We start from the raw sequence: 25,014 nt of genomic DNA on the forward strand, positions 1-25,014 counted from the left end.
GCAGCCCGCTGGTCCTGGAGATCGGCGCGGACCGGAACACGGCGGGCACCCGCCTGCTGGGCCCGGACATCGAAGCCGGGCAGCACCCGCAACTGCTGGTGCCGCCCGGCCACTGGCAGCGCGCAAAGCCCCGCGACGACGAGCCGGCCCTGGTCAGTTGCGTGGTGGTGCCAGGCTTCGACTTCGCCGACTTCGCGCTCAGCCCTGAAGCGACGACAGATTGAAGCCGGCCCCGGTCGGATCGGCCACCGCGGCCAGCCGCCCGTAGGGGGTGTCCTCGGCCGCACGCACCACCGAACCACCGTTGGCGACTAACAGCTCGATCGTCTTGTCCACGTCATCGGATCCGAAGAAAGTGGTCCAGGCCGACGGCGCGCCTTCGGGGATGAACGCCGCCCCGTCCATCACACCGACCAATTCCTCACCATCAAATGATGCTGTGCTGTAACGGAACTCATCGGTATCCGACACGACCTGGGTGGTCCAGCCGAACACCGTCCGGTAGAAGTCCAGCGCCTTGGCGTAGTCACTGGTGGTCAGCTGGTGATACACCGGTGCGCCGGCCTCGTTGAACAGGGCGAAGCCGTCGTGCCCCGCAGGCTGCCAGATACCGAAGAACCCGTTCGCGGTGTCGGTCATCATCGCCATCCGCCCCTTGGCCGGAATGTCCATCACGCCACCGCAATTGCTCCCACCGGCGGCGATCGTGGCCGCCACCGTGGCATCGGCATCGGCGGTGTGCAGGTAGGTGGTCCAGGCATCGGGCGCGTTCCACTGCGGATCATTGCGCATCAGCCCTGCGACCACCTGACCATCGACCGCCGCGGTGACATAACCGCCGTACTCGGGGCCGCCGGTTTCGAACGTCCACCCGAACACCGCACCGTAGAACTGCTGGGCACGCTCAAGGTCGGACGTGGCCAGGTCGATCCAATTGGGGGCGCCCAGCGGGGCGCTCTGACGGGTAACCACGATATTTCTCCTTCACGGAATGGACAGTCGCTAGGTCTGACCACTGCCGCGCGGAAAACTCATCGCCCGGTTCAACAACTGATGGTCTGATCCGGCCGACCTCGGTCGTCCAGCGTGATGGTGGTCGGTCCGCCACGCAACAGCTCGACCCGCACCGTCCTCGGACCGGTCCACTCGACATCTTTGAGCCCGTCACGGTCGCCGTTGACGCAACCCAGATAATTCTCCCGCGACAGCAGACCGTTGTCGGTGTACACCTGTACCGACGTGATCGGGTCGATCGTGATCCCGCCGCCGCTGAACACGACCAGCTCCATGTCACCGTTCGGTGATGGGAGCCGTTGGCTCTCTTTCCCACGTCCGCCGCCGGCAAGCAACATCGCAAACCACGCCATGCCGCCCCACACCACTCCGATCACCACGATCAGCACCACGCCCAGCCATTTGACCACCGGCTGACGAATCCCCAACCCCCAGGCGATGGCCAGCGCCACGCAACCTGCGACGCCGAAGATCACGGGGTGGAGCAGAAACGGACGCAGACGGTAGTAGTCGGACAACAGAAACCCGGAAGCGACCAGACCGCAGAAAAATACGCCGACAATCGCTGATACCCCCGCGCCTACCCGCACGCAGCTACTGTACGCAGCTCACCGATAACGCTGCGCGACCTTGGCGCGGTGCTCGGCGGGCGAGCCGTAGAGCGAACGGTTGAGCGCGGCTCGCTTGAGATAGACGTGCACCCGGCTCTCCCAGGTGTAGCCGATGCCGCCGTGCAACTGCATGGCCTTGCCGGCCACCTCGACGGCGGCCTCGGTCGTGTACGCCTTGGCCATGGAAACCGCGCGGGGATCGAGTGACGCGATGGCGGCCCCGACGAGCTGTCTGGCCACCGAGATCTGCACCAGCATGTCGGCGCAGGCGTGCTTGACGGCCTGGAACGAGCCGATCGGACGGCCGAACTGTTGGCGAACCCCGGTGTAGGACACCGTGGTATCGAGCATGGCCTGCGCGACACCGAGACTGTCGCAGGCAACCGCGAGCGCGGCCCGGTCGGTGAGTGCATCCAGGCCGGAGTCGGGATCACCATCGAAATGCCAGACCGCGTCCTCGTCGACCTCGACACCCTCGGCCGTCACGATGGCGAGCGTGCGGGTCTCGTCGAGCACCGGTTGCTCGGTGACCGTGAGACCGGGTGAGCCGGCGGAAACGTCCACCAGCACCGCCACGCCATCGGCGTCACGGGCAGGCAGAAGCAGCCGTTGAGCTCCGACGACGTCCGGTACAAACGCGGCACTGCCGTGGATGCGCCAGCCCAGCCTGGTGGTGGCCAGTTCGAAGGGCGCCGGATCGCCTGCTCCGGGCAGCGCGATCGCGGCCCGGATACTTCCGGACACGACGGCCTTGAGCAGTGCGTCGCGCGATTCATTGGGGTGCAACATATTCAGGACACCGATGGCCAGCACGGCACCGCCCAGATAACCGGTGGCCGCGGCGGCCCGACCGAGCTCCTCGCAGATCACCGCGACCTCGGCGAACGTGGCGCCGGCACCACCGGCATCCTCCGGCGCATCCAGCCCGATCCAGCCTGCCGAGATCAGCAGCGGCCAGTCGATGGTGTCCTTGGCCAGCAGATCGGCTGCTACCGAACGCAGCTCGTCGTGGATCGCCGCAAAATCAGGAACGTCGCTCATCTACACCGCACTCGGTTCTCGTGGCAGGCTCAGTCCGCGCTCACCGATGATGGTGCGCTGGATCTCGCTGGCGCCGCCGGGGATGGTCCATTCCCACGATCCGATGAAATCGAGCATCCAGGATCCCGACTCCCATCCGCTGGAAGCCGGTTTGGTCAGCACGGTGTGGGCGGCCAGGCCACCGATCTCGGCACCGAAACCCGTCATCCGCTGCAACAGTTCGCTGTAGTAGAGCTTGACGATCGAGGCGTCGGCCGGTCCGGCCTTCCCTGCCTCGGTGCGCTCGACCAGATCTCGGCACAACCCGCGCAGGCCAGTCAGCTCGATTTCGAACTGCGCCAACCGGTCTGCCACCACCGGATCATCTGTCGGCGCAGCCTCCAGCAGCCAGGTGAAACCCGCATTGCCCAGGCGTTCGGACAGTTCGAGCATGGTCATGCCACGTTCAGCACCGAGCGTGGCCTGGGCGACCTGCCAGCCCTTGTTCACCGGGCCGATCAGGTTGGCCGCGGGCACTGCCACGTCGTTGAGGAAGATTTCGCAGAAATGCGAATCCCCCACCGCATTTCGGATCGGCCGCACATCGATGCCGGGTGTGGTCATGTCCATCAGGAAGTACGAGATGCCGTGCCGCTTGGGTGCGTCCGGATCGGTGCGGGCCAGCAGCAGACACCAGTCGGCGTGCATCGCGCCGCTGGCCCACAGCTTCTGGCCGTTGACGATGAAGTTGTCGCCATCAGCTCTGGCCGTGGTACGTAGCGCCGCGAGGTCGGATCCGGCCTCCGGCTCGGAGAAACCCTGTACCCAGATCTCACCGTCGAGGATGGCGGGCAAATGTCTGCTGCGCTGCGCGTCGGTACCCGCCGCGAGCAGCGTGGACGCGGCGTGGTGGATCCCGACGAACGCCAGCACCAGGCGGGGCGCATCGTGGGCGGCCAGTTCCTGATACAGCACGATCTGCTGAGGCACGGACATGCCGCCGCCCCATTCGACAGGCCAGTGCGGCACGGCGTACCCGGCAGTGTGCAGCTCGGCGAACCAGGATTTCTGGAAGGACACGAACTCTTCGTCGCCGACGCCGGTCTGGTTGGGGCGCCAGTCATTCGGTACGTGGTGTGCGCACCAGTCCTTGACGGTGGTGCGGAAATCGTCGAGGTCGGTCATGACGAGAACAATCCGGTGAGTCCGCGCCGGCCCAGCCGGGCGGTGAGGGTGTCGCGGGTCTTGGACACCCCGAACGGCAAGCGGCGCAACGGCTGGCTGTAGCGCGACAACCAGGACAGTACGGTCTCGTCGCAGAAGCCGACGGCTCCGTGCAGCTGATGGCACACCCGGAAGACCACCTCTGCTGCCTCGATCGTGGCCAGTCGTAACGCCAGTGCGTCGTTGATCGCCTCGTCTGCGGGGTGGATGCCCAGGCTCCACAGCGCGTGTTTGGCCAGCATGTCGACACCGCTGCGCTCCACTTCAGCGTCGGTCAGCTGGAACTGCACACTCTGGAAGGCCGACAGCGGCTGGCCGAACTGCTTGCGCAGACTGACATGCGCGACGGTCAGGTCGATGGCCCGATCCAGCATGCCGAGCAGCGTCCACGACGGCAGCACCAGGGCCAGGGCGACATCTGCGGTGCCCGCGTCGTCCAGTGCCGACAGTTCCAGTGCGGTGGTGAATGACGGACCCGACGCACCCGTCTTGGTCACTGTGCTGCGCTGACCATCCAATGTGACAGTGGCCCAACGGTTGTCCAGACCCTGCAGCGCCGCCTCGGGCGCGTCGGGATCGACGATGACCAGGCCGTCGACGTCGAGGTTTGCCGGGCGCGAAAGCCGCTCGGCCACCGGATAGGGCAGCGCCCAGTAGCCCGCACTGCGACACAGGGCAGCTGCGGCTTCCAACGAGTCCGCATCGGTGCGCGGCTCCAGTTCGAAGGCGCCGAGACTTTCCAGCACGGGCGTGGTCAGGCCGGCGCGGGTGTCCGGCTTGGCGTCGGCCTGAGCCAGCAGCTGATCGCCGCCGGCTGCTTCGAATGCCTTCAGAGCCTGACGGCCATACTCTTTCGCGTCATCGCTGAGATCGAGAATCATCGCCGTCACGCCTTTCCGGCCAGCAAGGTGCGCGACAGCAGGATGCGCTGCATCTCGATGCTGCCCGAGGACACCGTGGATGCTTGCGAGTACCGCCAGTGGTCTTCGACCTCGGCACGGAAGTACTCGATACGGCTGTCCTCGCGCCGCGGCAGCGCAGCCGCTATCTCCATGAGCACCTCGGCGCTCTCTTGATCCAGCCTGGTGACCGCGATCCGATATGCCGCGGAGTCACCGGGATTCACGCGCCCGGTGGCCTGCATCGACACCACCCGGTAGGCCATCAAACGGGCCCGGCGGCAGTGCGTGAGCATCCGGGTCCACCGGCCCCGCAGCTCGGCGGGCAGCTGCTCCCAGGCGTCGCCGAGGATCTCGGGTGCGGTTTGCAGTAGCCGCTCACAACGCGCGTAGCGGGCAATACCGACGCGCTCGAAGGACACCACGTCCTGCACGATCGACCAGCCCTGATCCACGGTGCCCAACACATCGGCCTCGGTGACCAAGAGGTCATCGAAGAACACCTCGTTGAGATGGTGCGGGCCCATCATGGTCCGGATCGGGCGCACCGTGATCCCCGGGGAATCCATCGGCACCAGGAAGATCGTCATGCCCTGTTGTTTCTTCTGGGTTGCGCCTTCTCCCACTTTGGAGGTGCGGGCCAGCAGGAAGATCCACTGCGCCATGGTGGCGTAGGAGGTCCAGATCTTCTGGCCGTTGACCCGCCAGCCGTCGTCCTCCCGGCGGGCAAAGGTGCGCAGCGAGGCCAGGTCGGAGCCGGCCTCCGGCTCGGAAAAGCCCTGGCACCAGATCACTTCGCCGTTGGCGATCGGCGGCAGATGTTTGCGCTGTTGCTCTTCGCTGCCGTGCCGCATGATGATCGGCCCGACCCAGTTGACGCCCATGTACTGGGCCCCGCGCGGTTCGTGGTGCGCCCACATCTCCTCGCGCACCACGGTCTGCTCCCACACCGAGGCGTCGCCGCCACCGAACTCCTTCGGCCACGACATGCACAGCAGATGCTGCTGTGCCAGCGTCCGGCAGAACTGCTGCGCCACCGCCAGATCGGCGGGGTCATCGGTGAACGCGCCGAGAAAGTCGGCGGGCACCTGATCGGCGATCAGCTCCCGCAGCTCACCGCGCAGCGTGTCGGCCGCCTCACCAAAGTCGAAATCCACTCCTGGCCTTTCTATCGCGGACCGAGTTCAGCGAGCACCTCGACGGTGTCCGCGCCCAGTTCCGGTGCATACCCGGCGACGTGTCCCGGAGTTCGGGAGAACCACGTGGGCACACCGGGCATGCGCACCCGGCCGTGCGGGGTGTCGACGGTTTCGAACAGTCCGACTGCGTTGAGATGCTCGTTGTCGAAGAGCTCATCCGGCGTGAGCATGGGAGCCGCCGGAATCTCCAACTCCGCGAACAGGTCCAGCCACTCCGCGGTGGTGCGCTCCTTGAGAGTGCCCGCCAGCAGCCCGTACACCGTGTCGATCTGGCGGGCCCGCTGCTCCAGAGTCGCGTATTCGTGGCTGTCCCAGGCGGGTTGCACCCGTTCGATGAACGCATTCCAGTGCTTGTCGTTGTAGATCAGCGCCGCGATGTGACCGTCCTTGGTCTCATACGGCCTGCGATTCGGGGTGACCGCCCGGGGGTACACCGCAGGCCCCAGCGGAGGGTCGAACATGGCGCCGTTGGCATGCTCGACCAGCATGAAGGAGGCCATGGTCTCGAACATGCTGACCTCCACCTCCTGGCCCTCGCCGGTGCGCTCCCGGTGGAACAGCGCCATCGTCGTCGCATAAAGGGCGGTCAACCCGGCCACCTTGTCGGCCATGATCGTGCCGACGTAGGAGGCCTCACCGGTCAATTGCTGTTGCACCGCAGGCAATCCGCACTCGGCCTGGATGGTGTCGTCGTAGGCGGGCCTGTCGGCATCCGGACCACGCCGGCCATACCCGTAGCAGTTGGTGTAGACGATGCCAGGGTTGATCGCAGCGACGTCGTCGTAACCGAAACCGAGCTTGGTGATGGCCTTGGCGCGCATCGAGTGGATGAACACATCGGCATCGGCGACCAGCGCCCGCAGGTCCGCCTTGCCCTGCTCCGACCGCAGATCCAGCACCACGCTGCGCTTGCCGCGGTTGACGTTGATGAACACCCCGCTCATGCCGGGGGCCGGCCCCACCGAGATGTAGCGGGTATTGTCCCCCGCCGGTGTCTCGATCTTGATCACGTCGGCGCCCATGTCGGCCATGATCTGCGTGCAGTACGGCCCCATCACCATGGCGGTGAGATCGACGACCCGAACCCCTTGCAATGGACCGGTTCTCATGATCGGGCTCCCTCTGCTGCACGTCCGAAGCTGTAGCGGATGTGGTCGGCGTGCCCGTCAGGAACGACCGGGAAGATCACCGGCTCGCTCACGTCGCGGATGCGGTCTATCTGCTCGCCGACCTCCTCTACGGTCCACGATGGCTGGTACACCCCGGGCGACTCGGCGACGACGGCACGGGCGATGCGCCCGGCGATCGCCACCAAGAACTCGCCGGTGACCGAACAGGTTTCATGGGCCAGCCAGCCCACCGCGGGGGCCACCAGGTCCGCGCCCATCGGTGGGTACGCCGAGGTGTCCAGGCCCTCGGCCATCCGGGTCACCGCGCCAGGGACGATCGCGTTGCACAACACGCCCTCGGCGGCGCCCTCGATTGCCACCACATTGCACAGCCCGAGGATCCCGGCCTTGGCCGCAGCGTAGTTGGCCACCTCGTTGTTGCCGTAGAGCCCGCCGATCGACGAGGTCAGCACCACGCGGCCGTACCCGGCCTCACACATCAGCGGAAATGCCGGGCGCACAACGTGGAATGCGCCGCGCAGATGCACGTCGAGCACGGCGTCAAAGTCGTCGTAGCTCATCTCTTTGAGCGACGCGCGGCGAACTGTCCCGGCGTTGTGGATCAGGATGTCGATGCGGCCGAAGCGCTCGACGGCCGCATCGACGATGGCCTGACCGCCTTCTGCCGTCGCCACCGAATCGGTGACGGCAATGGCTTCTCCACCGGCCGAGACGATTTCGTCGGCTACCTGCTGCGCCGGTGCGGTGTCGGTCCCGTCTCCTGTGAGGCTGCCACCAGGATCGTTGACGACGACCTTCGCGCCCTTCGATGCCAGGAGAAGGGCGTATTCGCGGCCCAACCCGCGGCCGGCGCCGGTGATGACGGCGACGCGATCGTCGAATCTCAGAGTGCTCAAGCGAAGGGCTCCTCGCCCTCGAGCTTGGTGCGCTGCAGCAGCCTGCCCGACGTCGGGTCATACGGTGTGGCCCGGTGCATGGTTCCGGTGTTGTCCCAGATCACCAGATCACCGACGGTCCATTTGTGCCGGTAGGTGAAGTCGGCCTGGGTGGCCCAATCCCGCAGCCGCACCAGCAGTTCGGCGCTCTTGCGGAAGTCGATCGGGCCGTCCGCGTCGACGATGTGCCGTGCGGTGGCACCGAGCACGAGCGACTTGCGGCCGGACTGATGCGTCCACACCAACGGCAGTTCCCGATCGCCGATGGCCATCATGCGGCGCAGAGCCTTGGCGCTGGGTTCCGGGTCGTAGTAGAACATCGTGTTCCACGCCGAATGCATGGCCCGCAGGCCCTCGATCTCAGCCTTGTCCTCGTCGGACAGGTCCTCATAGGCGGCGTAGGTGTTGCAGAACTCGGTGTCACCTTCCTCCGGGTTACCCAGCGCCACGCTCTGCAGCAGCGACGCCAGGATCGGCACTTCGTTCATGGTGCCGTCGATGTGCCAGTAGAGCGAACCCTTGAGATAGTCGGCCTGCTTGTTCACCTCGGTGTCGAGGGAGACTTTGTACAGCTTCTCGCCGTGGTGCTCGGGGGCAAACGTACCGAGGGTTTCGGTGAACGCGATCTGCTCGTCGTCGGTGAACCCGATCTGCGGGAACACCAGCACCCCGCGCTGCTCGAGCAGTTCCCGGATCCGGCCGGCGTGCTCACCGGACAGCAGCGTGGCCTTGTCGGCACTGATCTCGGTTCCGATGCGCGGCTTGATGTCCCGGGTATCGAGCGCAGTGGTCGTCGTCATGAGGTGAGCTCTAATCCGTCGAGGTCGCCCTTGTCCCGCCAGTCGGCGATCAGCTCATCGAAGGCGTAGAACCCCGGCGAGTAGAAATCACCGAGGAAAGCACCGTTGCGTTCCGCGCCACCGCGGCCCTCGTTGTTGTAGTAGCCAGGCGTGCAGGACAGTTCGAACGCCGAGTTGTCGATCGACAGCTCGCGGACCGTCGAGACCCAGGCGTCCTGGCCCTCCTCGCTGGGCTCGACCGTCGTCGCGCCCCGGTTCTGGGCCTCGGCGATGATGTAGGCGATGTGCTTGGCCTGCTGTTCGAACATCGCGGTGGTGTTCGCCGAGACGCCGCCCTGGATGAAGCCCATGAAGAACTGGTTGGGGAATCCGCGGCTGGTCATCCCGTGCAGGGTCTTGTAGTCGTTCTGCCAGTAGTCGAACAGCGACAGCCCGTCGCGGCCCACGATGACATCGATCGCAAACCGGCGGCTGATCTCGGTCGAGATCTCGAAGCCGCTCGCGAAAATGACGCAGTCGACCTCATATTCGACGCCGTCGGCAACGATGCCCTTCTCCGTCAGCCGTTCCACCCCCTTGGACGCCGACACGTCGACGAGTTTCACGTTGGGACGGTTGAACGTGGTCAGATAGTGCTCACTCGACGTCGGCCGCTTACACATGAATCGGTAGTACGGCTTCAGCGCCTCGGCAGTCGCGGGATCCTCGACAACTTCGGCGACCAGACGGCGGAGCCGCTCCATGATCTTGAAGTCTTCTTCCTCCCGGAACGCCATGATCTGCTCGATGGTGACCTCGGCCGGATTCTCGCTGGCCGCGATCCGGGCGGTCAGGTTGCGCCCGAGCTCGGTCCAGAAGTCGCACACCAGATCTGGTTCGCCGAACACCACCCCGACGAACGGCGACCAGTTGTGGAAGTTGCGCTTGCGCTCTTCCTGCCAACCTGGTTGTAGAGAAGCCGCCCAGGCCGGATCGGTGGGTGGGTTGGTGCGTGCGTCGACCGATGACGGGGTCCGCTGGAAGACGAACAGCTCTTGGGCATCACGGCCCAGGTGCGGCACCAACTGGATACCGGTCGCGCCGGTGCCGACCAGGGCCACACGTTTGTCGGCGAGCTTGTGCAGGCCACCGTCGGCGTCGCCGCCGGTGTAGTCGTAATCCCATCGTGCGGAATGGAATACGTGTCCCTTAAAGTCCTTGATGCCTGGAATCCCCGGCAGCTTCGGGCGGTTGTAGGAGCCCTGCGCCATCACGACGAAGCGGGCCCGGATGTCGTCGCCCCGATCCGTGCTGATCTGCCAGCGCTGCGTCGCGTCGTCCCAGCGCATGTCGCGCACCTGAGTGGAGAACAGCGCACCGTCGTAAAGGCCGAAGTGCTTGCCGATGTTGCGGCAGTGCTGGAAGATCTCGGCGCCGTCGGCGAACTTCTTGCTCGGCATGAAGTCGAGTTCTTCGAGCAGCGGGATGTAGCAGTAGGCGTCGTTGTCGCACTGGATTCCGGGGAAGCGGTTCCAGTACCAGACCCCGCCGAAGTCGCCCGCCATCTCGATGACGCGGATACCCTCGACGCCCGCCTTCTTCAGGTGCGCCCCAGCCAGCAGACCCGCGAAGCCGCCACCGAGGATGACGACATCAGCGTCCTCGACGATCGGGTCCCGTTCGGTCACCGTCGTGTAGGGGTCGACCTCGTAGAAGTCGGCGAAATCGCCTTCCAGTTCCAGGTACTGGTCGGCACCCTCCGGCCGAAGCCGCTTGGCCCGCTCGGCGGCGTACTTCTCCCGGATCGCGTCGATGTCGAAATCGGCGGGAGTGTCGGTGGGGCCGCAGATCGGTTGGGTCATGCGTTGGCCTTCTCGGGCAGCGCGGCGGCGTGCAGCGGGGCGGGCATATCGTGCACCGCGGGCAGCACCTCGGCCGCGAACAGCTTGGTCGACTCCATGGCCTTCTCGTACGGCATCGTGCCGAACTGCGGGACGATGGTGACCTCGCAGAACGAGCAGGCCTCCTGCGCGGCCTTGAGCTTCTCGAACACCGTCTCGGGGGTGCCGATCAGCAGGTTGGAGGCGTGGTATCCGGGCGGGCCGCCCTTCTTCTGGTTACCGACCTCCGAGGCGAGCACGGCAGTGGCGCTGGCCTCGCGGGCGGCGTACGCCTCATAGCCCTTGACACCCTTGAAGTTGGACGCGTCGGCAAAGCCGTAGTGCACGTTGACATCCCGGTTCGCGGTCCAGATCCACTCCGCTGTGTCTTGGGCCTGGGCTTCCGTTGGCACGCAGTACATGAACATCACGTTCTTGGGCTGACAGGGCCCGAGGCCCTCCTCTGCCCGGAAGGTGTTGACCTTGCGCACCTCCTCACCGGCATCGGTGATCGGCTTGTTGCCGACGAACAGCGGCACCATGCCGCGCCGGGACAGGATCTCCAGCGACTCGGCGGTCGAGGACGAGCTGTAGATCCGGTCGAACAGGTCGGTGCTGATCGGCTCGGGACGCAGCGACATCTCGGGGAACGAGAAGATCTTGCCGTCATAGGAGAACCGCTCACCGGAGAACGCCAGCTTGAGGATGTCCAGCGTCTCGTTGAAGCGGTCCCGGCTCTCCTCCCGCGGCACACCGACCGCTGCGAACTCACCCTTGGACACCCCGCGGCCCAGGCCGATGGTGGTGTAGCGACCGTTGGAGACGATGTCGAGGTAGGCGATCTGGGTCGCCAGCCGGATCGGGTTCCACCACGGCACGACCGCCACGAACGTGCCCAGGCTGACCCGCTCGGTGCGTCCGGCGAAGTAGGTCAGTGCCTGAATCGGGTTGGGCGTCATGCCATACGGCGTTCCGTGGTGCTCGGGGAACCAGATCCCGTCGAAGCCCAGCGGCTCGGCGAGATCACCGAGAGCCAGCGCGGCCTGCACGCACTTGTAGTCCGGGGTGGCGGGCGGGGTGCTGAAGTCACCGGCGAGCACCCGCTCCCAGTCGTGGGAGTTCTGCGCTCCCGTACCCAGATTGACCTTCATGTTGTCTCCTTACTCGGCGATTTGCGGCGTTTCGTCCGTGTCTGTCACGGCTCAGATTCCACAAATCACTGGATGTCTCGGGGTTCTCCGGTGCCCATGTATTTGGAAAGTTGGTAGTGCAGGTTGACCGTGCTGCGTTCGCGGTAGGGATTCGGCAGAGTTCCGCGGAAACCTGCTGACTTCATCCCCTGTTGCACGGCCGCCATGTTCGAGAAATCCTGCGGCAGCACCGACAGCCAGTTCGGTGAGTCCTTCGGGGTGTAGGCCCACTCGGTCTGTGGCTCTTCGCCTTTGGGGTACAGCTCTAAGACGGCGACCTCGAAGATGCACTTGTCCGGGTTGTAGCTCGGATCGGGGCGCGCACTGTAGCACAGCGCGCTGGTCAGACCCTGTCCCACTTGGAAGTTCGGGAAGATCTGCCACGCGGTGCCGCTCTGCCCCAGGATGTCCGGCGGGATGGTCGGCCAGATCACGCCACGCGCCTCGTCATCGCGGCGGGCCGAGGCCAGCCAGTGCTGCAGCACCTCGTCGGCGGGGGTGCCCTCCGGCAGTTCATCGACCAGACGCTTGGCGGCGTTCACCAGGGTCTGCGTCGTCGTCGCGTTGGTCTCTTCCATGGTGTACACCTGCATCTCGGCAGTTGAGATGCGCGGATCACCCGTGCCCAGGCGGATTTTGGACTTGGTCTCGTCCATGCCTTTCGGCGCGTCGTAGCCGATGTTGCTGTGTTTGCCCTGCGCCTTCGCCCAACCCTTGAACTCGCCGAACTGGTTGAACTCCGGGTGCGTGGTGAACACGTGGTAGGTCTCGTTGAAGGCCTCCATCGCGACCTTCCAGTTGCAGTCGAAGTACAACCACTTGCGCCACTTGTAGCGCATGTTCTCCAGCCCGAACGGGTCGAGGATCTTGGCCGCCGGGTACAGGTAGTCGATCAACGGCTCGCAGTGCGGGTCCATGTTGATGAAAAGCCATCCGCCCCAGGTGTCCACCTGCACGGGCGCCAGGTGTGTGTTGCGCGCAGTGAGCTTGCCCTGCCAGTCGTCCTGTTCGCGAATGTGGGTGCAGGCTCCGTCGAGTCCGTAGGTCCAGCCGTGGAATCCGCAGACGAAGGATTTCCTGGCCCGACCGGTCGCGTTCTTGGCCCCCTCCGGGTTGTCGATCAGCTTGCGGCCGCGGTGCATGCAGACGTTGTGGTGCGCGGCAAAGGTATTGGCGCCCGTGCGAACCACGATGATCGAATCGTCGAGAATGTCGTATGTCAGGTAGCTACCGACCTCGGGGATCTCCTCGACCCGGCCCACCTGCTGCCACACCTTGCGCCACAGCCGATCCCGTTCAGCGCGTGCGTAGTGCGTCGAGATATAGGCCTCGACCGGGATGGTCGTCGGCGCAGACAGGTCCTCGGCGATGACTCCGGTCGAGTCGTCCGGTTCGGCGTCGACCTCCATCGCGGCGTCGAGATCAGATTCGGTGTGGGCCATTAGATCCTCCTGATGGCTTCGCGGAAGGATTCGTCCTTGAGGAACAGCGATGTGTTGTCGCCGCCGAGATGGGTCCAGCGCAGGTTGAGTCCGCCGTCGACCAGGATGGTCTGGCCGGTGATGTAGCTCGAAAGATCTGAGAGCAGGAACAGGATGGCCCCGGCCTGTTCCTCGGGCGTACCGCGCCGGCCCATCGCGATCGCCCGCTGGTCACGCTCGGGATCGGCGTCGACATAGGTTGCCGAGGCGGCGGTTTCGGTGACGCCGGGCGCGACGGCGTTGACCCGGATGCCTTCGGCGGCAAGCTCTGCGGCCATGGTTCGGGTGGCCGCCACGATCGCGGCCTTCGCCGTGCCGTAGGCGACGTGATACGGCGCCGTGTTCATCCCGCTGATCGAGGACACCGACACGATCGAGCCCGGGTTGCCCTGGGCTCGGATTTCTGCGGCCACAGCCTGGCTCATGAAGAACATGGTTTCGAGGTTCGCGGTGAACAATTCGCGCCAGTCGGCCCGCGACACCCGGGTGGCCGGCATCCAGGTGGACGGAGCCGCACCGCCGGCGACATTGACCAGCCCGTACAGCGTCCCTTGTCCGTCAGATTGGAGCCGGCCCACCTCCTTCAGCACGGTGGCGATGCCCTCGTCCGTCGACGCGTCAGCCGCCACCGTCACCACGTTCAGACCCTTGTCCGCGAGTGGCGCGACGTGGGTGTCGAGGTTGTCCTGCGACCGGCTCACCGCCACGACCGTGGCCCCGGCCTCCGCCGCCATCCGCGTGACGGTGGTGCCGATGCCGCCACCACCGGCGCCCGATACCACCACGACCCGGCCGTCCAGGCTCAGGGAACTGTCCATTCGCAACCCTTGCCGCTTAATTGTCCGGACAACAAATGAGGATCTTCATATTGGAGAACACTATTCCGCAGCGCTTATTCAACCGTCAAGGGTGGATTTGGGCTTTCTGACAGCTATTGTCTGGACTACGACGAGTTGCTAACGTCCGAGGTCATGAGCGCCCTATCGGCAAATCCCGGCATCGCCAACGCGAGGTACACCGCAAACCCGGCCGTGGCCGAGAACTGGGCGCTGCAGCAGGTCACCGGCCCCAGCCGGCTGTTCGGCGCGAACGGCCTGCGCACCGGCCCCGACGGCCGTATCTACGTCGCACAGGTCACCGGCAGCCAGATCAGCGCTCTCGACCTGGACACGGGACAGCTGGAAACCGTCAGCGCCAAGGGTGGCGACATCATCGCCCCGGACGACGTGGCCTTCGATCCGGAGGGCAACCTCTACGCGACCGAGGTGATGGACGGCCGGGTCAGCGTGCGCGCCGCCGACGGCACCACCCGCGTCCTGCGCGACGACATCCCCTCCGCGAACGGCATCACCTTCCATCAGGGACGGCTGTTCGTCGGAGAATGCCGCGCGGGTGGCCGGCTCATGGAGTTCGACCTGGCCGGTGGCGCCCCGCGCATCCTGCTGGAGAACGTGCCCTCGCCCAACGCCATGGAGGTCGGCCCCGACGGGATGCTCTACTTCCCCGTGATGGGCGCGAACGAGATCTGGCGCATTGACCCCAACGGCGGCGAGCCCCAGGTGGTGGCCGGCGGGCTCGGGGTACCGGACTCGGTCAAGTTCGACGCCGACGGCTATATCGTCTCCACCCAGGTGGCCAGCGGCCAGGTGTTGCGCATCGACCCGCGCAATGGCGAGCAGACGCTGCTGGCCCAGCTCAACCCCGGCCTGGACAACTGCACCTTCGTCGACGGCCGGCTCTTCGTCTCGAACTTCACCGGTGAGATCACCGAGATCTCATCGAGCGGCAGCCAGGCGGTACTGCCGGGTGGTTTGAACTGGCCGCTGGATCTGACGGTCGGCGCCGACGGCAACCTCTATGTCGCCGACGGCACCTACTTCTATCGGGTCGGCCCCGACGGGGACCTGCAGACAGTCGCGATGCTCTTCTCACCGGGCTATCCGGGTTTCCTCCGTGGGGTGACCTCTTCGGGCCCAGGCGAATTCATCGTCACCACGGCTGCCGACACCGTGGCGCGGTTCCGCCCAGCTGGGGCTGAGGACGAGGTGAGCCAGGTCATCGCCAGTGGCATCGACCAGCCCTATGGTGTGGCTTTGGCGCCGGACGGATCCGTGCTGGTGGTCGAGCAGGGCGCCGGCCGGTTGCTCTCGGTGCGCGACGGCTCCGTGACTGTGTTGGCTTCGGGGCTGGACACCCCGGTCGGTGTGGTGATCGGACCGGACGGGGCACCATTGGTGTCGGTTTCCGGCGCCATTCTTCGTGTCGATGGCCAGGGTGGCGGCGGGGGCTCCACTGTTGTCGTCGACGGATTGCACACGCCGCACGGCATTCTCGTGCGCGACGGCGCGCTCTACATCGTCGACTCGGGCAGCAAAGAAGTTGTCGAGTACGAATTCAACACGGCGGGCCGCACCACGATCGCCACCGGGCTGCCGGTCGGACCGCCGCCCGGCGTGACTCCCAAGCCACTCAAGGGGATGCCGCCGTTCTCCGGCCCGCAGGGCCCGTTCGCCGGGATCACCGCGGGACCCGATGGGACGCTTTACCTCTCGGGCGACGGCGACGGCAGCGTGCTGGCGCTGCGCAGAGGCTGACACCATGACTGTCACAGCCGACCATCGTTACCTGCAGGTGGCTCGCACCCTCCGCAAGGAGATCGTCGACGGGGTGTACCCGGTGGGGTCACAATTGCCCACCGAACATGAACTGTGCGAGCGCTTCGAGGTCAGCCGTTACACCGTGCGCGAGGCGCTGCGCCGGCTACGCGACGACAACCTCGTCACCTCACGGCCGCGGGCAGGCACCACGGTGGCACCGCGGGCCTCGACGAATACTTATGCCCAGGACGTGGTCTCGATCAACGACCTGCTGGCCTTCGCGACCGGTGCACAGTTCACCATCGAATCCAACGCCATGGTCACGATCGACGCGGAGTTGGCGGGGCGCACCGGGCTCCCGCTCGGCGAGCAATGGCTGGCGGTCCGCGGCTACCGGCAGTCCGACGACGATCCGGCCCCGGTATGCCGTACCGAGTACTACATCAACCGCAGCTTCGCCGCCGTCGGGCGTCTGCTGCAGCGTCATTCCGGCCCGATCTTCCCGCTGATCGAGGATCTGTTCGGAGTCAGTATCGTCGAAGTGCACCAGGAGATCTCAGCGATCGTCACCTCGCCCGAGCTGGCTGCGGGCCTCAAGGTCACCGCAGGCACCGCAGCCCTGCAGATGCAGCGCACCTACACCACCTCCGACGGGGAGATCGCCCAGGTCACCGTCAACACGCACCCGTCGGACCGGTTCCGGCACGCCATGACGATGCGCCGGGTCAAGGGCTGAGGCGCGGTGCGAAGGACCGCTGTGGGCCACAGAGACCAAGCGCGCGCGGCCGACGCCTACGACCGCGGGCTGTGGGTGTCCACCACCCTGGTCGACGCCCTGGCCGACGCGGCGCGTGACAACCCCGACCGGGTGCTGCTGGTCGACGGTGACATCACCCTGACGGCCCGCGAATTGCATGACCGGGCAAGGGCTCTGGCGCTGCAGCTGGCCGCGTGGATGCCGGCCGGCAGCGTGGTGTCGTTCATGCTGCCCAACTGGCACGAGGCCGCGGCCATCTACCTCGGCGCCACGCTGGCGGGCATGGTGGTGAACCCGATCCTGCCGTCACTACGCGACCGGGAACTGTGCTTCATCCTCGACGACGCGCAGAGCCGGGCGATCTTCATCCCCGCCCAGTTCGGCAAACACGACTACGCGGCAATGCTGACCCGGGTGTGCAGCCAGATGGACAGGCCACCGGAGGTGGTGGTGCTGCGCGGAGATCCGGGGCCGCACCGCGCATTCGACGCGTTGCCGACCGCTCCGGAACGCGAACTTCCCGCGCTCGACCCCGATGACATCCGCATGATCATGTACACCTCGGGAACCACAGGTCGGCCCAAAGGCGTACTGCACAGTCATAACTCGATCAACGCGTTGATCATGCAGCTTCGCGGGCACTGGATGATCGACCCCGGTGACACCTTTCTGGTGCCCTCCCCCATCGCGCACATCGGCGGCTCCATCTACGCCTTCGAGTGCCCGCTGCTGCTGAGCAGCACCGCCGTACTGATGCACCGCTGGAACGCCGATGACGGTGTGGCGCTGATGACCGAACATCGGTGCACTCACATGGCCGGGGCCACACCGTTTCTGGAACAACTGCTGGCCGCCGCCGAACACGCCGGCACCCGGCTTCCCGACCTCAAGGTGTTCATCTGCGGCGGCGCCTCGGTACCGCCGTCACTGATCCGGCGGGCGTCGGACTACTTCGACCGGGCCGTGGTAAGCCGCGTGTACGGCTCGACCGAGGTCCCGGTTACCACCATCGGCTCACTGGCCCCGGGAGGCGTCGAGCACGCCGCCGAGACCGACGGCCGCCCAGGGATCGCCGAGGTCCGGCTCGTCTCCGGCGAGATCAGGGCCCGTGGCCCCCAGATGCTGCGGGGCTACCTGCACCCCGAGGACGAGATCGAATCCTTCGACGAGAACGGCTTTTTCCGCACCGGGGACCTCGGCCGCTGGGTGGACGGCGACTATCTGCAGGTGACCGGACGGGCCAAAGACCTCATCATCCGCAACGGCGAGAACATCTCCCCCAAGGAAGTCGAGGACATCCTGGTCGGTGAACTCGGCATCACCGAGGCAGCCGTCGTCGGCCTGCCCGATGAACGCACCGGCGAACGTGCCTGCGCGGTGCTGGTGACCGCCGACGGCCAACGCCCCGACGTGGCCGACGTGGGCCGGGTGCTGGCCGAACACGGGCTGGCCCGGTTCAAGACACCCGAGCGGGTCGAGATCTGGGATGAACTGCCGAAGAACGACGCGGGCAAAGTGTTGAAGCATCAGATCCGAGCGACGCTGAAGGGGCACGACTAATGCAGGTTGCGATCGTCACCGGAGCCAGCAGTGGCATCGGATTCGGCTGTGCCACCGCGCTTGCCGAGGCAGGCATGGCGGTGCTCGGCACCGGCCGCGACGAGGACCGGCTGGCCGAACTCGAACGGGTCGCCCCGGATCGGATCGCGACGCTGGCCGTCGACCTGACTGCCGATGACGCCCCACAACTGATCGTCGAGGCCGCACTATCCCGCTGGGGCCGCATCGACTTTCTGATCAACAACGCCGGAGTCGGCAGCCCCAAGCCCCTGCACGAGACCGATGACGAAACCCTCGACCACTTCCTGGGCATCATGCTGCGCGCACCATTTCGATTGGCCCGCGACGTCATCCCGCACCTGGGTCCTGGTTCGGCCATCATCAACATCACTTCGACGTTCGCCGTTGTCGGCGGCCTCCGCGGCGGGGCGTATTCGGCGGCCAAGGGCGGACTGACGGCGCTGACCACCCATATCGCCTGCCAGTACGGGGCCCAGGGCATCCGCTGCAATGCGGTGGCCCCGGGGGTGACGGTGACGCCGATGGTCGAACAACGCCTCAACGATCCCGGCTTCCGCAAGATGCAGACCGAGATGACTCCACACACCCGACTGGGCCGGGTCGAAGACATCGCGTCCACCGTCGCTTTCCTGTGCTCCGACGGGGGCAGCTTCATCAACGGTCAGACCATCGTCGTCGACGGCGGCTGGAGCTCGACGAAGTATCTTTCCGATTTCGCGCTGAACGCCAAGTGGGTTGCAGAGTGAACACTTTCGTGGTCCTCGATCAGGCCGCCGACCGGTTCGGCGACGACGGCGCGGTGTTCCTGGGGGAACGCCAAGTCCACACCTGGGCACAGTTGCGCGACCGGGTACTGCGACTGGCCACCACATTGAAGGCCCTCGGTGATCGCGGTACACGCATCGCCGTCGCCAGTGAGAACCGGCCCGAGATCATCGAGCTGATGTTCGCGATCTGGGCGGCCGAATGCGTGTTCGTGCCGATCAACTACAAGCTTCATCCTCGTGAGATGGCCGACATCCTCGACGATTCCGGTGCCGTGCAGGTGTTCGCGTCGGCCAAGGTCGCCGAGGGGCTGGCATCGGTGACCGGGGCGCCCGTCGAAACCATCGGTGACCAGACCTATGCGGCCCGGTTCGATGCCGAGCCCGCGGACCCGCCGTCGACCGATCCCGCGGCTCTGGCCTGGCTGTTCTACACCAGCGGCACCACCGGAAAGTCCAAGGGCGCCATGCTGTCCCACCGCAATCTGATGGCGATGACACTGGCGCACCTGGCTGATTTCGATGATCCGGACGAGAACTGCAGCCTGATCCACGGCGCCCCGATGTCCCACGGTTCCGGCCTGTACATCCCGCCGTACGTGCTGCGCGGCGCCCGTCAGGTGATACCGGCATCCGCTGCGTTCGAACCTGACGAGTTCCTGGACCTGTGCGGTCACCATCCCGGCAGCAGCGCCTTTCTCGCTCCGACCATGGTGCAGCGCCTGATCCAGACGGGCAGGCCCCGCCCCGAGAACCTGAAAACCGTGGTCTACGGCGGCGGCCCGATGTACGTCGACAGCCTCAAGAAGGCGCTGGCCGCCTACGGCGCGATCTTTGTCCAACTCTACGGTCAGGGCGAGGCGCCGATGACGATCACCGGATTGCGGCGTCGCGACCACATCGACGCCGATGATGCGACGCTGGGCTCGGTCGGCTATCCCCGCTCCGGGGTGGAGGTCGCCGTGCTCACCGAGTCCGGGAAACCGGCGGGCGTCGACGAGATCGGCGAGATCGTCTGCCGCGGCGACGTCGTCATGTCGGGCTACTGGAACAACCCGACGGCCACCGCGGCGACCCTCAAAGACGGCTGGCTGCACACCGGCGACATGGGATCGTTCGACAACCGCGGCTACCTCACCCTGCGCGACCGGTCCAAGGACGTGGTGATCAGCGGAGGCAGCAACATCTATCCCCGCGAGGTGGAAGAGGCGCTGCTGGAGCATCCCGACGTGGTCGAGGCCGGGGTCGTCGGGGCTCCCGACCCCGAATGGGGTGAGGTGGTCGTGGCGTTCGTGGTGGGTGAGGTCGATGCCGCAGGGCTCGACGCGCATCTGCTGGAGCGGATCGCCCGCTTCAAGCGGCCCAAGCGTTACGAGTTCATCGACGCGCTACCGAAGAACAGCTACGGCAAGGTGCTCAAGCGCGAGCTGCGGGAGCGGCTGGCGTGACCGCAACCGTCGAGGAGTTGTCGTGCGGTCTACCACCGGGACCGGATTTTGCCGACTTGGCGGTCTACGCCGAACAACTCGGGTACGCGCGGGTATGGATCTTCGACTCGGCGGCACTGTGGGAGGATCCGTTCGTGCACCTCGGTCTGGCTGCACAGCGCACCACGCGCATCGGCTTGGCCAGCGCCGTTCTGATCCCGGCACAACGCTCCGAGATGGCGATGGCATCGGCCATCGCCACCATCGCACGCCTGTCAGACGACCGGTTCCGGCCGTGTTTCGGCACCGGCGCAACCGCACGGCGGACACTCGGCCAGCGACCATGGACGCTCAAGGCCCTCCGCGACTATGTTCTTATCATCCGCGAATTGCTCTCGGGCGGAACAACGCTCATTGATGGCGCCGCGGCACGCATGTTGCATGCCGATGGCTTGACGGCGGCCAGACCGGTGGCGGCCCCGGTCTGGCTCAGTGTGTTCGGTCCGCGAGGGGCCGAGATGGCCGAGTCCGTGGCCGACGGGATCATCGGTCTGCCGCATCCGCGGCTCCCCACTGCGACCCTGATTTCGGGAACCGTCCTGGCCCCCGGCGAGGCGCCGGACTGTGATCGTGTCCGTCAGGCTGTCGGTCCGTGGCGCGTTGCCGAGTGGCACAACGCCTACGCCACCGGAGGCGCCGATGCGGTTGACCGGCTGCCCGGCGGCCGACAATGGCGCGAAACTGTCGAACGGCTTGCCGCACCGGACGAACGTCACCTGGTGACCGACGAAGGCCACGTCACCCATCTCATGGAGCGAGACCGGCCACTGCTCGAGCACATCGGCGCAAAGTCGAACATCAACGTTCAGTCCCTGGTCGGCACCCCGGCCGAAGTCAGCCAGAAGGTGTCGCGCATCTTCAGCTTCGGCTACAGCGAAATCATCTACACCCCTGCGGGACCCGATGTCCGGCGGGAGATGCGCGGATTCATGGAAGCCCTGACTCGCTGACTCGTCACAGGATCACCACATCAGCCCGCGGATCAGCGCGGTCGGTGGGATGTCCTCGGCGGCAATCAATCCCGCCGGAGCGTCACACACCCAGTCGATCGCGTTGACCACCCGTGCCGCGGTGGACACACATCCGGCGTCGGTCACGTCGAGCGTCGGATGGGACAGCTCAGTGCTCACCTCGATACGCGGCTCGCCCTCCACGATCACCTTGTGCACCCCGGACTGACCTTCCGGCGGATACTCCCAATCCGGCGCGGCCGCCGGGGTCAGCCGGGTGGTGTGCTCGATCGTGATGATGGGAACGCCGCCGCGCACCCCTTCGGCGGCGAACCGCACTCCGGCCAGTTGTCCTGGCTCGACGGTCATCATCGTGCACTCGATACGGTCGGGGCTGTACCACGGCTCGAAACGCTGACCGACCTCGTCGAGCTCCACCCCCAGCCGTTCGGCGAGGTTGCGCACCAGGCCGCCGAACATCGCCGTGATCACCCCCGGCTGGAATGCCATCGGCAGGTCGTCGTCGGGGGTGGTGCCGAAACCCATGGCGGTGCCGGTGTATTCGTAGTCGTCGTAGTTGCCGTAGTCGAAGATCTCCTTGACTGTCACCGACTCGGCACGCGTGACCAGGCTGAGCGCCGCGTACACCGCGGTGTCCCCGGAATACCCGGGGTCGATGCCGTTGACATACAGCGAGGAGTTCCCCGCCGAACATGCCTCCTCAAGCGGCACCCGCAACCAGTCGTCGGCCTGGCGCGGTGTCACCAGCCACACCATGGAGGTTCCGACGACGTTGATCCCCGCCGCCAGGAACCGCGACATCTGCTCGATCGCCTCCATCGGCCTGGTCTCACCCAAGGCTGTGTAGACCACGCAATCAGGCCCGAGCGCGATGAGCGCGTCGATGTCGTCGGTCGCGATGACACCCGTCGGCTCGGCGATTCCACACAATTCGGCAGCATCGCGGCCGATCTTGTCCGGGCCGGAGGCATGAACACCCACCAACTTGAGATCCGGCCTGCCGATGATCGCGGCCAGCGAATGCCTGCCGACGTTCCCGGTCGAGAATTGGACCACTCTGCGCATCGTCAATCCTGTTCCTGCTCAGTAGTCGGGGATCGGCAGCGGCGAGTTGTTCGAGTCGATACCGCCGTCAACGTGGAAGATGGCGTTCGTCGCGTAGCAGTCGCGCGTGGACAGATACACGCACAACCTTCCGAGGTCCTCCACATCGCCGAGGCGATGCAACGGCGTCGCCTCCTTCATCTTCTCCAACGACCCGGGTAACAAGTCAAGGCTTCCTTGTAAACCGTCGGTCGCGAACGACCCCAGCGCGATCGCGTTCACCCGGATCTTGGGCGCCAACTCCTGCGCCATCGCACGGGTGAGCGCCTCAAGACCGCCTTTTGCCGTGCAGTAGGCGGTCAAGGCACGGATGCCGAACCGGGCCGACCCCGAAGAAATGTTGACGATCGAGCCGTGTCCGGCCGCGATCATGTGTGGCGCGACAAGCTGACTCATGATGAACGCCGAAGTGACACACCAGTCGAAGGTGTGCCTGAAGTCCTCGTCGGTGATGTCGAGGAACCGCGCATAGGTGGATCCGCCGACGTTGTTGATAAGGATGTCGATGCGGCCGAACCGCTCCATAGCCGTGCCCACCACTCGCTCCCCGTCGGGCCGGCTCATCGCGTCGGCGACCACCGCCATGCCCTTACCGCCCGCGGCTTCGATGCCGGCGATGGTCTCGACGATGTCGGATTCCGTTCTAGCCGTGCCTACTACGGTGGCGCCGGCCTCTGCCAGCACTCGCGCGATACCTTGCCCGACGCCCTTTCCGGCGCCGGTCACGATCGCGACCTGACCTTCCAGGCCGAACTGCTCCATTGCCATGCGCGTCTCCCCGTCGAGGTGCTGCCAACCAGCTCCGCCGAAATGGCATTCCAGCAGTGAAAATTCGAGTGGGCTCCGGCTGGAATGCGATTTCGGCGAGAGGGCGGGCAGGCGTTTGACTGCCCATGTTTATTGACTATAGTCAGTCTGCATGAACTTGCCAACGTTCAATCTGAAGCGTGGCGGCAGTGCGGACGACGTGGCGCGCCCGTCGGCCAGCGGGCTCGACGAACACCTGGAGGCCTCCCAGCGTGCGCAGCGCCAGGCCGACAAATGGCTCATCTCCGGCAGCCTGCTGATCGGCTCCGCAGCCCTCGGCATCTTCGGCCTGCCGCTGTTCCTCAGAGGCGTCTGGCTGCTTCGCAAAGCTCAGCGCGACGGATTGTCGGTCCGGCCGATGCTGGTCACACTGATCGGTTATCTGGTCATCATCGACGCCGCCATCAACACCGTCGGCTGGGCCCTCGACGTCGCCGCCAACCACACCATTCTCGCCCGAATCCTGTTGAACGGCTGGGGCGCAATGTTCGACGCCGGCTACTTCTGGCACTACAACGAGCTGTGGATCGGCGGGGCCGCGGGACCCGGCGAGAAGGCGATGGAAGTCGGCATGATCCTCACGGTTTTCACCATGCGGATCGCTGCGGGTATCGGCTTCCTCCAGATGAAGAGGTGGGGTCACCAATGGATGATCATCACCTGCTGGATGGGGATCGTCATCTGGTGCCTCTACGTGTTCAACATGACGATGTTCGCCGATGTCCGGTTCGCCGGCGTCGTACTGCCGGTCGTCGGGTGGTGGCTTTACGACATCTTCTACATCACTCCGTTCCTCGCGATCCCGTACCTGCATTCGGTCAATCGCGAGATCTTCTCCGACTAGCCCAATGACTTAACTCATTGACTGCAATCAGTAAGTGAGTTAGAAATGAGCGCAACATGACGCCACAGACCAAGCAGTCGGCGCGCGAGTTGCGCCGACTGCAAACGCGGGAACGGATACTCGGCGCGGCCGTCGCCGAGTTCCAGGCGTCAGGCATGGCCGGGGCGGACGTCGGCGCGATCGTCAGTGCCGCGGGCGTCGCCCACGGCACCTTTTTCTTTCACTTCCCCAGCAAGGAACACGTTCTGCTCGAACTGGAGCGGCGTGAAGAGACGCGCATGGCAGCCGAATTCGCCGGCTTTCTGGAGAACACGCATGATCTCGCGACGGCGTTGACCGAGCTCGTCCGTCTGGTGGGCAGCCTGGAGCAACGATTCGGACCGCTTCTGTTCAAAGAACTACTTGCGCTGCACTTCTCGCCGACGCGTCCGACCAAGGACGAATGGAGCGACCACCCGATGATCGTTCTGCTCGTCCGCGAGATCGAGCGTGCCCGCGGCGACGGCGAGGTGCATCCCGAGGTCGACGCCTTCTACAGCGCCGCATTCTTCCTGCTGGGGATCTACGGCGTCCTGACCACCACCGCCAACAGCCAGCACCGCGACGCGATGCTGGCCAACTTGGTCATCACCGCACTACGAGGACTGGAGGTCCGATGAATCATCCCTTCTGCGAGGAGAACTGACGTGGCCGGTTGGATCTGGGAGATACTCCGCTACGTGGCCGCCTGGGGCGGCACC

24 protein-coding genes are annotated in these 25,014 nt (G+C 65.7%); 9 read left to right on the forward strand and 15 right to left on the reverse strand.

The window, feature by feature from the left end; all coding sequences use genetic code 11:
• Positions 1 to 224, forward strand: a 224-nt coding sequence (locus A5779_RS29730; protein WP_165609845.1) for a cupin domain-containing protein, incomplete at its 5' end; no start/stop codon positions are given.
• On the opposite strand, the gene A5779_RS29735 is transcribed toward A5779_RS29730, so the two are convergent.
• The 13 genes from A5779_RS29735 to A5779_RS29795 form a co-directional block, all read right to left on the reverse strand.
• Complete coding sequence (locus A5779_RS29735) at positions 199 to 972, reverse strand: VOC family protein (protein ID WP_064887298.1); 774 nt, start codon at positions 970 to 972, stop codon at positions 199 to 201. The genes A5779_RS29730 and A5779_RS29735 overlap by 26 nt on opposite strands.
• A gap of 71 nt (positions 973 to 1,043) precedes the next feature.
• Entirely contained in the window at positions 1,044 to 1,604 is a 561-nt protein-coding gene (locus A5779_RS29740) for a hypothetical protein (RefSeq protein WP_064887299.1), read from the reverse strand.
• A gap of 18 nt (positions 1,605 to 1,622) precedes the next feature.
• A complete protein-coding gene (locus tag A5779_RS29745; protein ID WP_064887300.1) occupies positions 1,623 to 2,666 on the reverse strand; it encodes an acyl-CoA dehydrogenase family protein in 1,044 nt (347 codons plus the stop codon).
• The gene (locus tag A5779_RS29750; RefSeq protein ID WP_064887301.1) at positions 2,667 to 3,830 is read right to left on the reverse strand and encodes an acyl-CoA dehydrogenase family protein; all 1,164 of its coding nucleotides are present in this window, start codon (positions 3,828 to 3,830) and stop codon (positions 2,667 to 2,669) included.
• Positions 3,827 to 4,750, reverse strand: coding sequence for an acyl-CoA dehydrogenase family protein (locus A5779_RS29755; RefSeq protein WP_064887333.1), 924 nt, complete (start codon positions 4,748 to 4,750; stop codon positions 3,827 to 3,829). The genes A5779_RS29750 and A5779_RS29755 overlap by 4 nt, the downstream gene beginning before the upstream one ends.
• Positions 4,751 to 4,755: 5 nt before the next feature.
• Positions 4,756 to 5,925, reverse strand: a complete 1,170-nt coding sequence (locus A5779_RS29760; RefSeq protein WP_064887302.1) for an acyl-CoA dehydrogenase family protein — start codon at positions 5,923 to 5,925, stop codon at positions 4,756 to 4,758.
• 11 nt (positions 5,926 to 5,936) lie between these two features.
• Positions 5,937 to 7,076: a CaiB/BaiF CoA transferase family protein gene (locus A5779_RS29765; RefSeq protein ID WP_064887303.1), complete on the reverse strand. Its 1,140-nt coding sequence runs from the start codon at positions 7,074 to 7,076 to the stop codon at positions 5,937 to 5,939.
• Positions 7,073 to 7,993, reverse strand: coding sequence for an SDR family NAD(P)-dependent oxidoreductase (locus A5779_RS29770; protein WP_064887304.1), 921 nt, complete (start codon positions 7,991 to 7,993; stop codon positions 7,073 to 7,075). Before A5779_RS29770 ends, A5779_RS29765 begins: the two co-directional genes overlap by 4 nt.
• On the reverse strand, positions 7,990 to 8,832 hold the full coding sequence (locus A5779_RS29775; RefSeq protein WP_064887305.1) for a TauD/TfdA dioxygenase family protein: 843 nt from the start codon (positions 8,830 to 8,832) through the stop codon (positions 7,990 to 7,992). Before A5779_RS29775 ends, A5779_RS29770 begins: the two co-directional genes overlap by 4 nt.
• A complete protein-coding gene (locus tag A5779_RS29780) occupies positions 8,829 to 10,673 on the reverse strand; it encodes a flavin-containing monooxygenase (protein ID WP_064887306.1) in 1,845 nt (614 codons plus the stop codon). Before A5779_RS29780 ends, A5779_RS29775 begins: the two co-directional genes overlap by 4 nt.
• On the reverse strand, positions 10,670 to 11,842 hold the full coding sequence (locus A5779_RS29785; RefSeq protein WP_064887307.1) for an LLM class flavin-dependent oxidoreductase: 1,173 nt from the start codon (positions 11,840 to 11,842) through the stop codon (positions 10,670 to 10,672). Before A5779_RS29785 ends, A5779_RS29780 begins: the two co-directional genes overlap by 4 nt.
• Positions 11,843 to 11,907: 65 nt before the next feature.
• The gene (locus tag A5779_RS29790) at positions 11,908 to 13,323 is read right to left on the reverse strand and encodes an aromatic ring-hydroxylating oxygenase subunit alpha (protein ID WP_064887308.1); all 1,416 of its coding nucleotides are present in this window, start codon (positions 13,321 to 13,323) and stop codon (positions 11,908 to 11,910) included.
• Positions 13,323 to 14,180 (reverse strand): SDR family NAD(P)-dependent oxidoreductase, encoded by an 858-nt coding sequence (locus A5779_RS29795; protein ID WP_064887309.1) that lies wholly within the window; start codon positions 14,178 to 14,180, stop codon positions 13,323 to 13,325. The genes A5779_RS29790 and A5779_RS29795 overlap by 1 nt, the downstream gene beginning before the upstream one ends.
• A 153-nt stretch (positions 14,181 to 14,333) precedes the next feature.
• Between A5779_RS29795 and A5779_RS29800 the strand changes: the two genes are divergently transcribed.
• From A5779_RS29800 to A5779_RS29825, 6 genes are read left to right on the forward strand one after another with little or no spacing between them, the layout of a single operon-like run.
• The gene (locus A5779_RS29800; protein WP_064887310.1) at positions 14,334 to 15,956 is read left to right on the forward strand and encodes an SMP-30/gluconolactonase/LRE family protein; all 1,623 of its coding nucleotides are present in this window, start codon (positions 14,334 to 14,336) and stop codon (positions 15,954 to 15,956) included.
• Between the two features lie 4 nt (positions 15,957 to 15,960).
• A complete protein-coding gene (locus A5779_RS29805) occupies positions 15,961 to 16,695 on the forward strand; it encodes a GntR family transcriptional regulator (protein WP_064887311.1) in 735 nt (244 codons plus the stop codon).
• A gap of 21 nt (positions 16,696 to 16,716) precedes the next feature.
• Complete coding sequence (locus A5779_RS29810; RefSeq protein WP_064887312.1) at positions 16,717 to 18,276, forward strand: AMP-binding protein; 1,560 nt, start codon at positions 16,717 to 16,719, stop codon at positions 18,274 to 18,276.
• Positions 18,276 to 19,043, forward strand: a complete 768-nt coding sequence (locus A5779_RS29815) for an SDR family NAD(P)-dependent oxidoreductase (protein ID WP_064887313.1) — start codon at positions 18,276 to 18,278, stop codon at positions 19,041 to 19,043. Before A5779_RS29810 ends, A5779_RS29815 begins: the two co-directional genes overlap by 1 nt.
• Positions 19,040 to 20,509 (forward strand): AMP-binding protein, encoded by a 1,470-nt coding sequence (locus tag A5779_RS29820; protein WP_064887314.1) that lies wholly within the window; start codon positions 19,040 to 19,042, stop codon positions 20,507 to 20,509. The genes A5779_RS29815 and A5779_RS29820 overlap by 4 nt, the downstream gene beginning before the upstream one ends.
• Positions 20,506 to 21,498, forward strand: a complete 993-nt coding sequence (locus A5779_RS29825; RefSeq protein WP_082941907.1) for an LLM class flavin-dependent oxidoreductase — start codon at positions 20,506 to 20,508, stop codon at positions 21,496 to 21,498. The genes A5779_RS29820 and A5779_RS29825 overlap by 4 nt, the downstream gene beginning before the upstream one ends.
• A gap of 12 nt (positions 21,499 to 21,510) precedes the next feature.
• Here the strand turns inward: A5779_RS29825 and A5779_RS29830 are convergent, their stop codons facing one another.
• Both A5779_RS29830 and A5779_RS29835 read right to left on the reverse strand, forming a co-directional pair.
• Positions 21,511 to 22,584, reverse strand: a complete 1,074-nt coding sequence (locus tag A5779_RS29830; RefSeq protein WP_064887315.1) for an NAD(P)H-dependent amine dehydrogenase family protein — start codon at positions 22,582 to 22,584, stop codon at positions 21,511 to 21,513.
• An 18-nt stretch (positions 22,585 to 22,602) separates the two neighbouring features.
• Entirely contained in the window at positions 22,603 to 23,391 is a 789-nt protein-coding gene (locus A5779_RS29835; protein ID WP_064887316.1) for an SDR family NAD(P)-dependent oxidoreductase, read from the reverse strand.
• A 151-nt stretch (positions 23,392 to 23,542) separates the two neighbouring features.
• On the opposite strand from A5779_RS29835, the gene A5779_RS29840 reads away from it, so the two are divergent.
• Both A5779_RS29840 and A5779_RS29845 read left to right on the forward strand, forming a co-directional pair.
• A complete protein-coding gene (locus tag A5779_RS29840; protein ID WP_064887317.1) occupies positions 23,543 to 24,274 on the forward strand; it encodes a hypothetical protein in 732 nt (243 codons plus the stop codon).
• Positions 24,275 to 24,330: 56 nt separating this feature from the next.
• On the forward strand, positions 24,331 to 24,933 hold the full coding sequence (locus tag A5779_RS29845; protein WP_064887318.1) for a TetR/AcrR family transcriptional regulator: 603 nt from the start codon (positions 24,331 to 24,333) through the stop codon (positions 24,931 to 24,933).
• Positions 24,934 to 25,014: the final 81 nt, after the last annotated feature.

It is taken from the genome of Mycolicibacterium peregrinum, assembly GCF_001665625.1.
GTDB classification, from domain to species: Bacteria; Actinomycetota; Actinomycetes; order Mycobacteriales; family Mycobacteriaceae; genus Mycobacterium; species Mycobacterium peregrinum_B.

Coding starts and splice junctions, on each gene's coding strand:
- A5779_RS29745 (WP_064887300.1), bottom strand. CDS start 2,666: ATGAGCGACGTTCCTGATTTTGCGGCGATCCACGACGAGCTGCGTTCG.
- A5779_RS29750 (WP_064887301.1), bottom strand. CDS start 3,830: ATGACCGACCTCGACGATTTCCGCACCACCGTCAAGGACTGGTGCGCA.
- A5779_RS29755 (WP_064887333.1), bottom strand. CDS start 4,750: ATGATTCTCGATCTCAGCGATGACGCGAAAGAGTATGGCCGTCAGGCT.
- A5779_RS29765 (WP_064887303.1), bottom strand. CDS start 7,076: ATGAGAACCGGTCCATTGCAAGGGGTTCGGGTCGTCGATCTCACCGCC.
- A5779_RS29775 (WP_064887305.1), bottom strand. CDS start 8,832: ATGACGACGACCACTGCGCTCGATACCCGGGACATCAAGCCGCGCATC.
- A5779_RS29780 (WP_064887306.1), bottom strand. CDS start 10,673: ATGACCCAACCGATCTGCGGCCCCACCGACACTCCCGCCGATTTCGAC.
- A5779_RS29785 (WP_064887307.1), bottom strand. CDS start 11,842: ATGAAGGTCAATCTGGGTACGGGAGCGCAGAACTCCCACGACTGGGAG.
- A5779_RS29790 (WP_064887308.1), bottom strand. CDS start 13,323: ATGGCCCACACCGAATCTGATCTCGACGCCGCGATGGAGGTCGACGCC.
- A5779_RS29795 (WP_064887309.1), bottom strand. CDS start 14,180: ATGGACAGTTCCCTGAGCCTGGACGGCCGGGTCGTGGTGGTATCGGGC.
- A5779_RS29800 (WP_064887310.1), top strand. CDS start 14,334: ATGAGCGCCCTATCGGCAAATCCCGGCATCGCCAACGCGAGGTACACC.
- A5779_RS29805 (WP_064887311.1), top strand. CDS start 15,961: ATGACTGTCACAGCCGACCATCGTTACCTGCAGGTGGCTCGCACCCTC.
- A5779_RS29815 (WP_064887313.1), top strand. CDS start 18,276: ATGCAGGTTGCGATCGTCACCGGAGCCAGCAGTGGCATCGGATTCGGC.
- A5779_RS29830 (WP_064887315.1), bottom strand. CDS start 22,584: ATGCGCAGAGTGGTCCAATTCTCGACCGGGAACGTCGGCAGGCATTCG.
- A5779_RS29835 (WP_064887316.1), bottom strand. CDS start 23,391: ATGGCAATGGAGCAGTTCGGCCTGGAAGGTCAGGTCGCGATCGTGACC.
- A5779_RS29840 (WP_064887317.1), top strand. CDS start 23,543: ATGAACTTGCCAACGTTCAATCTGAAGCGTGGCGGCAGTGCGGACGAC.
- A5779_RS29845 (WP_064887318.1), top strand. CDS start 24,331: ATGACGCCACAGACCAAGCAGTCGGCGCGCGAGTTGCGCCGACTGCAA.